Source organism: Asticcacaulis sp. P2_B1 (assembly GCF_056404915.1).
Genome location: NZ_JBFUDD010000014.1, coordinates 15,787 through 30,419, shown reverse-complemented (window position 1 = coordinate 30,419; position 14,633 = coordinate 15,787). Strand labels below are relative to the sequence as shown.

General features: G+C 64.6%; 11 protein-coding genes. 9 read left to right on the top strand and 2 right to left on the bottom strand.

Annotation, left to right across the window (positions count from 1 at the left end; translation table 11 throughout):
* The 7 genes from AC1DX3_RS20525 (at position 1) to AC1DX3_RS20495 (ending at position 9,667) form a co-directional block, all read left to right on the top strand.
* Complete coding sequence (locus tag AC1DX3_RS20525; protein WP_476991206.1) at positions 1 to 873, top strand: ABC transporter ATP-binding protein; 873 nt, start codon at positions 1 to 3, stop codon at positions 871 to 873.
* Positions 870 to 1,784 carry a hypothetical protein gene (locus tag AC1DX3_RS20520; RefSeq protein WP_476991205.1) on the top strand — a complete coding sequence of 305 codons (915 nt, stop codon included), beginning with the start codon at positions 870 to 872 and terminating at the stop codon, positions 1,782 to 1,784. The genes AC1DX3_RS20525 and AC1DX3_RS20520 overlap by 4 nt, the downstream gene beginning before the upstream one ends.
* Before the next feature lie 48 nt (positions 1,785 to 1,832).
* Complete coding sequence (locus AC1DX3_RS20515; RefSeq protein WP_476991204.1) at positions 1,833 to 2,657, top strand: DUF2306 domain-containing protein; 825 nt, start codon at positions 1,833 to 1,835, stop codon at positions 2,655 to 2,657.
* A 224-nt stretch (positions 2,658 to 2,881) separates the two neighbouring features.
* A complete protein-coding gene (locus AC1DX3_RS20510) occupies positions 2,882 to 4,288 on the top strand; it encodes a GntR family transcriptional regulator (RefSeq protein ID WP_476991203.1) in 1,407 nt (468 codons plus the stop codon).
* A 169-nt stretch (positions 4,289 to 4,457) separates the two neighbouring features.
* Positions 4,458 to 6,659: a TonB-dependent receptor gene (locus AC1DX3_RS20505; protein WP_476991202.1), complete on the top strand. Its 2,202-nt coding sequence runs from the start codon at positions 4,458 to 4,460 to the stop codon at positions 6,657 to 6,659.
* Positions 6,660 to 6,701: 42 nt separating this feature from the next.
* On the top strand, positions 6,702 to 8,423 hold the full coding sequence (locus tag AC1DX3_RS20500) for a tannase/feruloyl esterase family alpha/beta hydrolase (protein WP_476991201.1): 1,722 nt from the start codon (positions 6,702 to 6,704) through the stop codon (positions 8,421 to 8,423).
* Between the two features lie 14 nt (positions 8,424 to 8,437).
* Positions 8,438 to 9,667, top strand: coding sequence for an MFS transporter (locus tag AC1DX3_RS20495; RefSeq protein ID WP_476991200.1), 1,230 nt, complete (start codon positions 8,438 to 8,440; stop codon positions 9,665 to 9,667).
* Here AC1DX3_RS20495 and AC1DX3_RS20490 read toward each other — a convergent pair.
* On the bottom strand, positions 9,636 to 10,373 hold the full coding sequence (locus AC1DX3_RS20490; protein WP_476991199.1) for a GntR family transcriptional regulator: 738 nt from the start codon (positions 10,371 to 10,373) through the stop codon (positions 9,636 to 9,638). The genes AC1DX3_RS20495 and AC1DX3_RS20490 overlap by 32 nt on opposite strands.
* Before the next feature lie 130 nt (positions 10,374 to 10,503).
* On the opposite strand from AC1DX3_RS20490, the gene AC1DX3_RS20485 reads away from it, so the two are divergent.
* Together AC1DX3_RS20485 and AC1DX3_RS20480 are read left to right on the top strand one after the other, a co-directional pair.
* The gene (locus tag AC1DX3_RS20485; RefSeq protein ID WP_476991198.1) at positions 10,504 to 11,556 is read left to right on the top strand and encodes an aromatic ring-hydroxylating dioxygenase subunit alpha; all 1,053 of its coding nucleotides are present in this window, start codon (positions 10,504 to 10,506) and stop codon (positions 11,554 to 11,556) included.
* On the top strand, positions 11,556 to 12,500 hold the full coding sequence (locus tag AC1DX3_RS20480) for a PDR/VanB family oxidoreductase (protein ID WP_476991197.1): 945 nt from the start codon (positions 11,556 to 11,558) through the stop codon (positions 12,498 to 12,500). The genes AC1DX3_RS20485 and AC1DX3_RS20480 overlap by 1 nt, the downstream gene beginning before the upstream one ends.
* On the opposite strand, the gene AC1DX3_RS20475 is transcribed toward AC1DX3_RS20480, so the two are convergent.
* On the bottom strand, positions 12,495 to 14,633 hold the full coding sequence (locus AC1DX3_RS20475) for an acetate--CoA ligase family protein (protein WP_476991196.1): 2,139 nt from the start codon (positions 14,631 to 14,633) through the stop codon (positions 12,495 to 12,497). The two genes, AC1DX3_RS20480 and AC1DX3_RS20475, sit on opposite strands and share 6 nt — an antisense overlap.

The following is a 14,633-nucleotide window of genomic DNA, read 5'->3' as shown; positions in this document are numbered from 1 at the left end:
ATGACCATTATCGAAGCGCGGGGTCTGCGCAAGACATTCGCCGCGAAATCCGCGCTCGACGGCATCGACCTCACCGTCGCCGCGGGCCGTATCGTTGGCCTGATCGGGCCCAATGGCGCCGGCAAGAGCACGCTGTTGAACGCCCTGGTCGGCCTGACGCCCTTCGAAGGCCGTTTAAGCGTTCTCGGTCTCGATCCGTGGAAGGACCGCGACCGGCTGATGCACGACGTGTGCTTTATCTCCGATATCGCCGTCCTGCCACGCTGGATGAAGGTGTCGCAGGCACTCGACTATGTCGAAGGCGTTCATCCCCGTTTCGACCGCGCCCGGGCGGAAGACTTGCTGACCCGGACGACCATCACCCCCGGGGACCGCATCAAGGCCCTGTCGAAAGGGATGGTCACCCAACTTCACCTGGCCCTGATCATCGCGATCGACGCCCGGCTGATGGTGCTGGACGAACCGACCCTGGGACTCGACCTGATCTACCGCAAAGCCTTCTTCGATGCCCTGCTGGGCGATTGTCTCGACCGTCCGCGCACGGTTATCGTGGCCACCCACCAGGTCGAGGAAATCCAGCACGTCGTCACAGATGTCATATTTCTCGATCGCGGCCGCGTCGTCCTCGACGCCAGTATGGACGCCCTGGAGATGCGGTTCGTCGAACTGACGCCGCGTATAGACCAGGTAGCGGCGGCGCGGGCCCTGAAGCCGATCCACGAACGCCAGGGCCTCGGTTTGCCGGCCTTGCTGTTCGACGGCGTCGAGCGCCAGCACCTTGCCGCCCTGGGTGAGGTCCGCACGCCCGGCCTGGCCGATCTGTTCGTGTCCGTCGTCGGCGGCCAGAAGTCTGCCCACGGAGTAAAGGCATGATCCCGCCCGCCCATGATGTCACACCGGATGATAAGGCCACCCCGAGACGCCACCGAGTCCGCCCATTCTACTGGTCGCTGCGCCGCGAATTGTGGGAAAACAGCTGGCTGTGGCTGGCGCCGCCGGTCGCTGCCGGTCTCGCCCTGATCGGGTTTTTGATCAGCACGGTCGGTTTGCCGGCCACCGTGCGCCACGCTGCCCTGCTCGCGCCGTCTGCCCGGACCGCCGCCCTGATCACACCCTACAATATGGCGGCCATGGCCCTGATCATCGTCATGGTGCTGGCCGGCGCCTTCTATTGTCTGGGCGCGCTGCATGGCGAGCGCCGCGATCGCAGCCTGCTGTTCTGGCGATCCCTGCCCGTACCGGACGTCACCGCGGTGCTGGCCAAGGCGAGCCTGGTCCTGTTCATCCTGCCGGCGTTCGTCGATATCATTATCATCGCCACCCAGCTGGTCATGCTGGTCGTTGCCACCGTGGTCCTGTGGATCAACGGCCTGGACGCCGCGATCTTGTGGACGAATATCCCGATCCTTACCCGCGCCCTGGTCCTGCCCTACGGCCTGCTCACCCTGTCCCTGTGGTATGCCCCGCTCTTCGCCTGGCTGCTCGTCGTCTCGGCCTGGGCGCGACGCGTACCGATCCTGTGGGCGGTCGGCGTGCCCCTCGTGCCATGCGGGCTCGAACGGATCGCCCTCAATACCGGCCACCTGACCGATCTACTGAAGGACCGCCTGATCGGCAGCTTCGGCCGGGCCTTCACCGTCACCGCCGACACCGGCTCAAGCCAATTGTCAGAGCTCGATCCGGGCAAGTTTCTCAGTAGTCCCGACGTCTGGGCCGGGCTGGTCCTGGCGGCGGTTTTCCTCGCCACGGCCGTCTGGTTGCGGCGGAGACGCGAACCGGGCTGACGGCCGACAAACCCTTCCTCTCTTTCTTCACCCCCTCAGGACGACATCATGATGACCACAGCCGTATCAACCGGGCTGGGGACGCGATCCCTTGCGAGCAAAATTCTGACGGCCTCCGGGCTTCTCTGGTACCTGATGGCCGTGACGGGCCAGGGCCTGTTTATCTGGTTCATCGTCAGCTTCTATTACGGGCCGACCCTGGCCGGCCATTTCGAGTCATGGAACCGCAAGGATTTGATCACTGGCTATGTCGCCGGCGACCACACCGGCAATCTGTTCTTCGCCGCCCACGTACTGGTGGCGGCCCTGGTAACGGCCAGCGGCGCACTGCAGCTCATTCCGCAGATCCGCAAACACTTCATCGCCTTCCATCGCTGGAACGGCCGGTTTTACATCCTGGTGGGCATGCTGATGGCGCTGGACGGCCTGTGGCTGGTCTGGGTGCGCGGCACCTATCTCACGGTCTGGGGCCTGGTGAGCAGCCTCATCCTTGGCGGCTTGATCCTCGGCTGTGCCGCCATGACCCTCCGCCATGCCCTGGCCCGGCGAATCGACATCCACAAAAAATGGGCGATGCGGACCTTCCTGGCGATGAACGCCGTATGGTTTCAACGCGTCGGCTATATGGCGTGGATCATCCTCAATCAAGGCCCCGCCGGCATGGGCAAGCGCATGGATGGGCCCTTCGACATCGTGTTGGGCTTCGCGGTCTATGTCGTGCCGCTGACCGTGCTGGAAATCTACCTGCGTGCGCAACAGTCGCCTTCAGGCCCGGCCAGGATCGTCGCGGCGGTTGGGCTATTGCTTCTCACAGCGATCATGGGGCTGGGCATTTTCGGCACCTTTGCCTTCATGTGGCGGCCGTATCTTTAGCACCTGGTGGAAATGGCCGGGCCTGTGAAAGCCTCGCTTCACGCCCACCGCCCCACAAGGCGGCCCGCCCGCCTGGCGGGCCGGACGGTAGCCGTCCAAAATACGGCCAAATACGCCACGCCGGATTGCAGGTCCGAAGCCGCCATGTTAAAGGTATAATCTATAACAAATTCCACCGCCGCAAATCGCGTCGCGCGTGGGTTCCGCAAAGCCGGACAGGGACGATGCCGATGCCGCAAGCCATGGCCTTGCAACCGAATGAGACCCTGACCCGGGCATGGATCGACCGGCCCTATTTTGAGTCCGTCGCCTTCGACAAGGAGGAGGCCGCCAAGCTCGGACTCTATACCGCCTATGCCATCGAGGACGCCCTGGCCGATCATGGCTGGCCCGAGGGTACCGTGTGCGGGCCGGACGAGGTCCTGGCCTATAATTTCGACGTCGATAGCCGCCGGCTGCGGCAGGCCTATCGATTGCTCGAGGCGCGCGGGGTTTGCCGGATTCAACGCGGACCTTCCGGTGGCATCGTGGTTCTTAAGCCGCGGCGGCGGGCAGCGGCGACGGCGGTCTTTCGTCACCTGACCTTCACGGGCGTGAGCGACAGGGAGTTATGGCAGGCGCGGCGCGTCATCGAACCCCTGATATTGGACGCCTTGCTGGTCAGTCCGGCCTTCCTGTCCCGGCGCGAGGTCGGCCATTCCGAAGACCTGATCGATTGCCTGGACAATCCATCCCTGGCGCTTTGCTTCGAGTCCGTGGAGTGCTTTCCGCTGGGCTTCATGCAGGGCGATACCGCCACGGCCCTGCGGATCCTGCACCTGCTCAGACTGGGTGCCCGGGAACAGGCCCACGACCTGTGGCACGATCATATCGATATCCGCCAGGTCCGCCATGCTGCGGGGAGCGAGCGCAACGGCGACCGCGGGATGGGCCCCGCGGTAGAGGGGCACAGCCTCGCCTCAGCGACCGCCACACGGCTGAACGCCGACTTGACGCGGGAAAAATGCCGCCCCGGCGATCATGTCGGTTCGCTCGCCGACCTGGCGGAACGTTACGGCGTCGGCTTGCCGGTCATGGTCGAGGCCGTCCGTCTTCTCGAGGATTCCGGCGTCCTGAAAAGCCAGCGCGGACGGGGTGGCGGCGTGTTGAGGGCGACACCTTCGCAGTTGAATGTCTTGCGACTGACCCACAGCTATCTGGCCTCGACTCAGAAAGAGGAGGACGACAGCTTTCTCACGACGTGGATGTTGAATCGCGCCACTGTCTGCCTGTCCGCCGATGCTTCGCGGGGCAACCGGGCCGTGGCGGCGGCACGAATCGTACCGCCGGCGGGACTGCCGTTCCTGCAATCCTGGTTCCTCGTCATGCGCGACATTTATGACGGGGCGGACAACGCCATCCTGCATACCCTGGTGCGCTGCCTTGTCGGTTACGAAGTGCGCAGGAATTCCGCCACGATTCCCGATAGCCTGGCGCCGGCCAATGCCCATCGACTGATGTCACAATCGCATGCCCTGATGAGCGAGATTCGGGCAGGCCACAGCGGGCGGGCCGTCGACCACTTCGAAACTTGCCATCAACTGTTGCGGAAATGTAACGCCGCAAAATACAAGACCCGGAATTTAATCTAATGATTTTATTAGGTTATTTTTCAGACCGCCAAGGAATTTGCCCGTCCGGCCAATAATTCTGAGCCCTATTTAAATAAGTAGCTTTCAGTATTGTTATCACTCATAACTGTTTCGCAAGAGGCAGGTCATAAGGCCACACAAAAGCGGCCAAAAACAGATGAGGAAACAAATGAAAAAGATCCTGCTGAAGGCCACCGCTTCCGTATTGGGTTGCGCACTTGCCTGTGCCGTCCCCGCCCATGCGCAAACGACAACGGCGCAAACCGCACCGGCGCCAACCAGCGCCACATCGGATGACACCGTCACGGAAGTCATCGTCACCGGCCAGAGACGGTCGGAAAAGATGCAGACGGTGGCGATCGCCGAAACGGTGTTGTCGGGCGACCAACTGAAGGACAAGGCGGTCACCCGCGTCGCCGACCTGCAAACCGTCGCTCCCGCCCTGACCATCGCCGACAACGGACTGACCTCCTCGGTCAATATCCGCGGCATCGGCCTGTCCAGCGGGTCGCCCCAGGTATCGAACGGCGTCGCCACCTATGTCGACGGCCTGTTCCAGCCACCGATCGTCCAATCGAACAGCTTTTACGACATCGCCAATGTCGAAGTGCTGCGCGGACCGCAAGGCACCCTGGTCGGCTCGAACTCCACCGGCGGCGCCGTCCTGATCACCACGCAAAATCCCAAACTGACCGGCATCGAGGGTTATCTGGCGGGCAGCGCCGGCAGCTTCAATGCCAAGGGCGTCAACGGCGCCGTCAATCTGCCGCTCGGCGATCACCTGGCGATCCGTCTGGCCGCCACGGCGGACGACCGCGACAGCTACTATACCGACCATGGCCCCTTCCACAACGACGCGGGCTCGTTGAAGGAAGACGCCGTTCGTCTCGGCGTGCTGTGGAAATACGGTAACTTCCAGGCCCTGCTCAAGACCGAACAGTCGCAGCGCCAGACAGGCGGCTCGGCCTATAAACCCATTCCCGGCACCTTCTACGCCGCCTCGTCCCTGCCCGGCGCCTTCGACCTCGATTACAACAGCCCGACCAGTTTCAATGAGCGCGCCTGGATCCACGGCCTGGAACTGAAATACCAGTTCGACAACGGCATCACCATCCGGTCGCTGACCGGGTACCAGGACAAGAAGTTCCACGGTCTGTGGGACATCGACGCCAGCGAGGCAACGGACGTCGCCAATGATCAATTGGTCCGGGAAAAGCAGACGACCCAGGAATTCAATATCATTTCGCCGACCACCGGCCGCTTCAACTGGATCCTCGGGACCTACTACCAGCACAATGTCATTACCGTCGCCATCCTCCAGACGGCGGGCGGCTTCCCGACCAATATCGAACCGGATAACGACAAGGTGACGAAGGGTGCTTTCGTCCAGCTCGGTTACAAGCTGACCGACCGTCTCGATGTCCAGTTGGGCCTGCGCCAGTCGAGTTTCGAATCCTCCGGCACCGGCGGCGTCTTTATCGGCCGCGGCATCCCGGGCTTCCCGCCGGGCGGATTGCAGGTCGCCAGCACGGCCGGCAGACACGCCGACAACCGTCCGACGGGCAAGCTGTCCTTCAATTATAAACCCGACGCCAACAACATGATCTACGTCTTCGCGGCGCGCGGTTACAAATCCGGCGGTTTCAACTCGTCGACCTCGGAATTCGCGCCGGAGACCGTGACCAATTACGAAGCCGGTTGGAAATCGACGCTTCTCGGCGGGCACCTGAAAACCCAGGTCGACGCCTTCGCCAATAATTACAAGAACTTCCAGCTCGACGTCCTCGACGTCACCACCGGCGGAGCCGGTGTCGCCAACTTACCGCCGGCCACGATCAACGGCGCCGAGGGCCAGTTCCAGGCCCGTTTCGGCGCCTTCAACCTGGACGGCGGCTTCGCCTATGTCGATTCCCATCTCGGCGCCGTGACCCTGGTCGATGTCCGGGCCCTGCCGGCCGGCAATCTCGGGCCGCAATGCCCCGCCGGCACGGCGTCCAACCCTCCGCTGTGCTTCGACTATGTGCCGTTTACCGTGACAGGCAACGGCGGCCCGAACCTGCTGTCCCCCAAATGGACCTACAATCTGAGCGCCGCCTATACCTTCAATCTCGGCAATGACATCACCCTGACGCCGCGCCTCAGCATGTCGCACCAGGACGCCAGCTACAGTTACGTCACCTATGCCGCCGATGCCTATATTGCCGGCCGTACCCTGTATTCGGGTGTGTTATCGCTGCAGACGGCGCATTGGACCGCCGATCTCTACGGCACCAACCTGACGGACGAAACCTATGTCGTCGGCCAGGCCGGCCTGAACCAGTTCTACGGCGCTCCGCGCGAAATCGGCGTCCGCGTGCGCCGTGATTTCTAACCCTATTGTCCCCCCTTGCGATGCGATGACGGTGAAAAGACCATGCTGAAAACAACCCTTGCGACCGCCCTGGTCCTCTTCCTGTCCGCGACGGCCGCCACCGGCGCCCATGCGGCGGAAGGCGCCGCCGGCTGCACCGCCCTGAGCGGCACGACGATCACCTTCGGCACGGAAACGGCGCGGATCGTCTCCAGCCAGTTCCATCCGGACGGCACCGTGGTGACGACGCCGTCGCCCGCCGGCCCGCCGGCGTCTACCACGACGCCGGCCCATTGCGAGGTCACCGGCGTCATGCACGAACGCCAGGGTCTGAACGGACAGGCCTATGCCATTCGCTTCCACCTCCGCCTGCCGGCCAACTGGAACAAACGCATGGTGTTCCAGGGCGGCGGCGGCAGTAACGGCGAGCTCGGCGACGCGCTCGGCCGTCTGTCGGCAGGCGGTCCGGGCGCCCTCGTCCAGGGCTATGCCGTGGTCAGCCAGGACAGCGGCCACGACAACGCCACCAATAGCGATCCCGCCCATAACAGCGCCCTCGCCTTCGGCTTCGACCCGCAGGCGCGCGCCGATTACGGCCACACCTCGCTCAAGGTCACCGCCGACGCCGCCAAGACGATCATCCGCACCTTTTACGGCCAGGCCCCGCGCTACAGCTATTTCGTCGGCTGCTCCAAGGGCGGCCAGGAAGGCATGACCTTCGCTCAATTCTATCCGGACGAGTTCGACGGCATCATCGCCAGTGCGCCGGGCTTTTCCCTGCCGCGCGCCGCCCTCGCCGAAGCCTGGGACGTCCAGGCGGTCTCCGCCCTGCTCCCGCGCGACGCTTCGGGACATTTAGCCGTCGGCGACATCTACAAGACCTTCTCGCAAGGCGACCTCGCCCTGGTACGCACGGCCATTCTCGATGCCTGCGATAAGGACGATGGCCTCAAGGATGGCATGGTCGGCGACTTCCTGCACTGCACCGACGCCAAGGTCCTGCCGCAACTCCAGGCGCACGTCTGTGCCGGCGACAAGGCCGAAGGCTGCCTGAGCACTGGCCAGGTCACGGCGCTCGTCCGCATCATGGGCGGTGTGAAAAACAGCGCCGGACGTTCCCTCTATGCCGGCTGGTTCTGGCCCTCGGGTATTGCCGGTTTCGATTGGGCGCTGTGGAAGATCGGCTCACCGGACGGGCGCATTCCGCCGCTGAACGTCGTTCTTGGCGCCGGTTCCCTGGCGGCCGTCTTCACCACGCCGCCGACCGTACTCGGCGATCCGCAATCCATGGCCGATTATCAGGCAGGCTTCGATTTCGACCGCGACGCTTCGAAAATCTACGCTGTCGCCGCGCCCTTTACCCGCTCGGCCTGGCAGGACGTCGGTTCGCGCTCGGCCGACCTGTCGGCCTTCCGCGCCCACGGCGGCAAGCTGATCGTGCCGCACGGCGAATCCGATCCGGTCTTTTCGCTGAAAGACACCCTCGCCTGGTTCGATGAGGTCGACGCCCGCAACGGCGGCAAGGCGGCGGGCTTCGTCCGCGTCTTCCCGGTGCCGGGCATGTGCCATTGCGGCGGCGGCCAGGCCACCGACGATTACGATGTCTTCACCGCCCTGGTGAACTGGGTCGAGCACGGCCAGGCGCCGGACGCCATCGTCGCCACGGCCGGACCGCGGTCGCCCTGGCCGGGACGCCAGCGCCCCCTGTGCGCCTATCCCGAAATCGCCCGCTATACCGGCGGCGATTCGGAAAAGGCCTCCAGCTTCGCCTGCCAAGCTTCCTAAAACAGAGAGTGACCATGGACGTGACACCAACGACTTCGGCCGCGACCGGCGCAGCCCCAAGACAGGGGACCTTATGGGGCGTGATCCTTATCTGCGCCGCCGTCGCCATCCTCGAAGGCTTCGACATTCAGGCCATCGGCATCGCCGCGCCGAAACTGGTGCCCGCCCTTGGGTTGACACCCGCCCAGGCCGGACAGGCGTTCGGCCTGGGGCAGTTCGGCCTGGTCGCCGGCACCCTGATCGGCGGCTGGCTGTCCGACCGCATCGGCCGCAAGACGGTCTTGATGGCCTCGGTGATCCTCTTCGGGATCTTCACCCTGATGACGCTCATGGCGAACTCCTACGAGATGTTGGTCGCCGTCCGCGTCGCCACCGGCCTCGGTCTCGGCGGCGCCATGCCCAACATGATCCGCATGGCGCTCGACGCCGCCGGTCCGAAAAACCGCGCCTTCATGGTCACCCTGGTCATGGCCGGCACGCCGTTGGGCGGCGCCCTCGTCTCGCTATTCGCCCGCCTCTATATGCAGCAACTCGGCTGGCACAGCCTGTTCATCCTGGGCGGCGCCCTCCCCCTGGTCCTGGTGCCGCTGGTCGCCCTCCTGCCGCGCGAGCCCAAGCCCGTCACGCCGGCCGCCGCGTCCGAGCGCATCAACGGCTTCAAGGCGCTGTTCGGCGAAGGGCGAGCCCTGACGTCCCTGCTGCTGTGGATTGCCAACTTCTTCACCCTGATCGTGCTTTACCTCTTCCTGAACTGGCTGCCCAGCCTGATGGGCGGCCTCGGCCTGCCGCCCACCGTCGGCCAGGACGCCTCGCTCGGCTTCAATCTCGGCAGCGTCCTGGGCGCCCTGATCATCGGCTGGACGACGGATCGCCTGGGCGCCCGTGGCCCGATCAGCATCGCCTATATCGGCCTGATCGCGGCCGTGGCAGGTCTGGCCATATTCCGCGAGATCGACCAGATGCTGGTCTGCGCCGCCCTGACCGGCTTCTTCCTGCTGGGCGCACAATACAGCCTGGCCGGCGTGGGACCGATGTACTATCCGCGGTCGGCGCGCGGCCTGGCGACCGGATCGGCCCTGGCGATCGGCCGGGTCGGTTCGATCCTCGGGCCGATGATGGCCGGCGAGGTCCTGAGCCGCGGCTACGGACCGTCGGGCGTGCTGACCCTGCTGGTGCCGGTGGCGATCCTGGCCGGCCTCGCCGTTTTCATCGTCACGTCGCGGGCCCGTCCGCTGGCGGAGTGACAGCCCGCCGTATAATCGCCAGGTCGTGCGCCTCGGACGGCTTGAACAGATCGGTATAGTTGAGGACCGCATTGGCGTGTTCGCGCATCATCGCCTCCGCACGCGCGCCATGGCCCTGCGTCAAGGCGTCGAACACGGCGTGATGCTGCATGTGGGCATAGTTGAGGCGCCGGTATTCCCGGGCCATCCGGTTGCGGTCGATAGCCAGCGCATTGACCGAAGCGAACGGCAGATGATCGTTGCGCGCCAAAGCCTCGGCGATCGCCGGATTGCCGCTGGCCGCGACGATGATCTGATGAAAGCGAATATTCATGTCGTGATAGGCAATCACGTCGTCTTCGGTCAGATAGCCCTTGACCATCAAGCCGTCGCCAGCATCGAGACAGGCCTGCAGACGCGCCCGGTCGGCCGCGCTCAGCCCGCGTTCGGCGGCCTGCCGGGCAGCCAGCCCCTCCAGCACGCCCCGCACTTCCACCGCCCCGTTGATCTCCTCCGCCGTAAACGCCCGGACCGTATAGCCGCGGGCGCCGAACTTGATCAGCAGGCCTTCCTGCTCCAGCTCGCGGAACGCCATGCGCACGGGCATGCGCGATACCCCGAGGCTGTCCGCCGTCGCCACCTCGCCTAGGCGCTCTCCGGGCACCAGTTCGCCCGACGCAATCATCTTGCGCAGCGTGACCAGAACGTGCTGTCCGGGCTTGCTCATCGATCGTCTCCAAACATGTCCAACCAAATACACCAGATCGATTATTGGATCCAATAAATAACATTTCGCGTTGACTTTAGCTATAAATTATAACTATTGTATCCAAAATAAACTATCCAGCGAGGCGACGATGTTTCTGAAAAATGCCTGGTACGTGGCCTGCACACCCGATGAAGTCGGAAACAAACCGCTGGGCCGGCAAATTTGCGGCGAACGCATGGTCTTCTACCGCGGCGCCGAAAACCGCATAGCCGCGCTCGAGAACTTCTGCCCGCACCGGGGCGCCCCGCTGTCGCTCGGCTTCGTCGAGGACGGTAACCTCGTCTGCGGCTATCACGGCCTGAAAATGGGCTGCGAGGGCAAGACGGTCGACATGCCCGGGCAACGCGTGCGCGGCTTCCCGGCCATCCGCGCCTTTCCCGTCGAGGAACGCTACGGCTTTATCTGGGTGTGGCCCGGCGAAGCCCACAAGGCCGACCCGGCCCTTATCCATCACCTGGAATGGGCGGAAAATCCCGACTGGGCCTATGGCGGCGGGCTCTACCACATCAACTGCGACTACCGCCTGATGATCGACAACCTGATGGACCTGACGCACGAAACCTATGTCCACGCCTCCAGCATCGGTCAGAAGGAAATCGACGAAGCCGCGCCGACAACCAAAATCGACGGCGATCAGGTCGTCACCAGCCGCCACATGGAGAACATCCCGGCCCCGCCCTTCTGGCGCATGGCTCTGCGCGGCAACGGCCTGGCCGACGACGTCCCCGTCGATCGCTGGCAGATCTGCCGCTTCAGCGCCCCCAGCCACGTCATGATCGAAGTCGGCGTCGCCCACGCCGGCCACGGCGGCTACGACGCTCCGGCCGCGGTCAAGGCGTCCAGCATCGTCGTCGACTTCATCACGCCGGAGACGGAAACCTCGATTTGGTATTTCTGGGGCATGGCGCGCAATTTCAAACCCGATGATGCAGACTTGACCGCCAGCATCCGCGAAGGCCAGGGCAAGATCTTCAGCGAAGATCTCGACATGCTGGAGCAGCAACAGCAAAACCTGCTGACCCATCCCGGCCGCAACCTGCTCAAGCTCAATATCGACGCCGGCGGCGTCCAGTCCCGACGCTTGCTCGACCGGCTGATCGCTGCCGAAACGGCGCCCGCCAACGCTACGATTGACGCCTGATGCTCAAGGTTCGCATTGCCGCCAAAACCGTCGAAGCCCAGGATGTCTGCGCCTTCGACCTGGTCCATCCCGACGGCCTGCCCCTGCCGGAATTCGCCGCCGGCGCCCACATCGATGTCCATCTGCCGAACGGCCTTGTCCGGCAATATTCCCTGTGCAACAGCCCCACGGAGCGCGATCGCTACCGCATCGCCGTCCTCAAGACGCCGGACTCGCGCGGCGGCTCGGCAGCCATGCACGATAACGTGCAGACGGGCGACATTCTGGACATCAGCTCGCCGCGTAATCTCTTCGCCCTGTCCGAAGACACCAACGCACCCGCCCTGCTGTTCGCCGGCGGCATCGGCATCACACCGGTCCTGGCCATGGCGGAACATCTGACACAAATCGGACAGGCCTTCTCGCTGCATTATTGCGTGCGCTCCCCGGATCGGGCCGCCTTTCTGCACCGCATCATGGCCTCGGCCTATGACGCCTCGGCCTATTTCGACGACGCCCGCGACAAGCTCGACACCGCCAATGTCCTGGCCAAGGCGGCCCACGGCACCCATCTCTATGTCTGCGGCCCGACCGGCTTCATGGATCACGTCCTGCAGACGGCCCGCGACCTCGGTTGGCCGGAGACCCGACTGCACCGCGAATATTTTACCGCCGCCCCGATCGATCACACGTCGGATGGCGCCTTCAGCCTCCAAATCGCCGGCACGGGTGAGACGATCGCTGTGCCGGCGGACAAAACCGCCCTGGAAGTCCTGATCGCCAACGGATTCGACATCCCCATGTCGTGCGAGCAAGGCATCTGCGGCACCTGCCTGACGCGGGTTCTGGACGGCATTCCCGACCACAGGGACCAGTTCCAGACCGACGAGGAACAGGCGCAAAACGACCAGTTCACCCCGTGCTGTTCGCGGTCCAAGACCCCGGTTCTGGTGCTCGACCTATAACCCTTCGATCAGCATCAGCGCATCCAGCGCCACGACGCCCTCGCCTTGCGGATAGACGATCACCGGATTGAGATCGAGCTCGCGGATGCGCGGCTCGGCCAGCAGGACACGCCCCAGGGTCGCGATCAGTTGCGCCACCGCCGCCACATCAAGCGCCGGCGAACCGCGGAAACCGCGCAGGATCGCCGCGCTCTTCAGCAGGTTCAGCTCACGCACAATGCCGTCGACGGTCAGGTCCGGCGTCAACAGCCGCACATCCTGCAATATCTCCGCCGTCACCCCGCCGAACCCGGCCAGGATAACCGGCCCCCAATCGGGATCGACCTTGGCGCCGATGATCAGCTCGACGCCGCGGCGGCCCATCTTTTCCACCAGCACACCGTCGAGCACCAGGCCCGGACGGTGCAGCGCCACATCGGCATGGAGCTTCATCCAGGCGACCGCCAGGCTCTCCGCGTCGGCGATGGCGATGATGACCCCACCGACATCGCTCTTGTGGCTGAGATCGGGCGACTGCGCCTTGATCGCGACCGGATAGCCGAGCGCTTCCGCCGCCGCCAAGGCTTCGTCCAGGGTGACGGCAAAGCGCCCCTCGGGGAACGGGATGCCGAGCGGCGCCAGTATCTGCTTGGCCCGGTATTCCGGTACGACACCGCCGGCTTTCGGCAGGCCGGCTGGCAAGGGCGGCGCCTTGGCCTTGGCGAAATCGCGCGCCGACAAATCGTTCAGGCGCTTCAGGGCGCGGAAAGCCCGCTCGGTCGACGGGAAGCAAGGAATGCCCAGAGCCCGCAATTGCGCGATATGCTCCGGCGGCACAGCGGCGCCTTCGTCCAGCCCGGCGAAAATAACCGGCTTGGCGGGTTTCAGCTCACGCATGGCGCGCAGCACCGGCGGCACCTTGATGGCCATGGTGACCGGATCGGTCTGGATAATGCCCATGACGATACTGCCGAAGCGATCGTCACCGAACAGGGCTTCGAGCGTGCGATAATAGAGATCGGGATCGACCAGGCCCTGGGCCGTCAGATCGAGCGGATTGCTGACGCCGACAAACTCCGGCAACGCCGCGCGCAGGGCCGGCGCATTGCGGTCGTCGAGTTTCGGCAGGTCGACGCCCAGATCCTCGCACAGGTCGAGCGTCAACGCCTTGAAGGCGCCGGATTCGCCCAGAACCGCCGTGCCGCCGGCCGGCAAGGTCGGGCAACGGACGGCGATCTCGGCAATGTCGGCCAATTCCTCAAGAGTCTCGGCGAACACGACGCCGGCGCGTTGCACCTTGACGCGCATGAGCTGGTAATCGCCCGCCATGGCGCCGGTATGGGTCGCGGCAGACTCTCGCGCCGCGCCGCTCTTGCCGGGATGCAGCAGGACGATGGTCTTGCCGGTGGCCCGCGCCCGGCGCGCGGCGTCGAGGAACCGCCCCGGCTTGCGGAACTGCTCGACGATCATGGTAATGACGCGGGTCGCAGGATCATTGACCAGGTAATCGACATAGTCCTCGACGCCGCTGCCGGCCTCATTACCGGTCGACACCGAATAGGACAGGCCGAGGTCGCGGCTGGCTATGGTCACGGCCAGCACGCAGGCCATGGCGCCACTTTGCGACACGATACCAATGCCCGGCCGATCACCCGGCGCCTTGATGTGCGTCTCGATAAAGGTCAGCGGAATGCCGGCGACATAGTTGACCAGGCCGAGGCAATTCGGCCCTTCGACGATCATGCCCGCTGCGTCGGCTATGCGGGCGATCTCGCGCTGTTCGGCGAGGCCCGCCTCGCCGCCCTCGGCGAAACCGGCCGAGAAAATGATGACCGCGCCGCATCGACGGGCCGCCAGATCGCGGACGGCATCCAGCACGGCCACGCGCGGAATGGCCAGGACGGCGACATCGACGCCTTCCGGCAGGTCGGCGATGGCCGCCAAACAGGCCCGTTCGCCGATCGTGGCGCGTTTGGGATTGATCGGATAGATGTCGCCGGCAAAACCGCTGCGCTCGAGATTGGCCAAAACCGAAGCGCCAAGCGCCCCCGGCTTGTCGGACGCGCCGACGATCGCGACCGAGCGCGGCCGCAGCAAACGGTCAAGAGGGCGCAGCGCTGCTGTCGCCGGTTGGATAAGCGTATCGACCGTCAT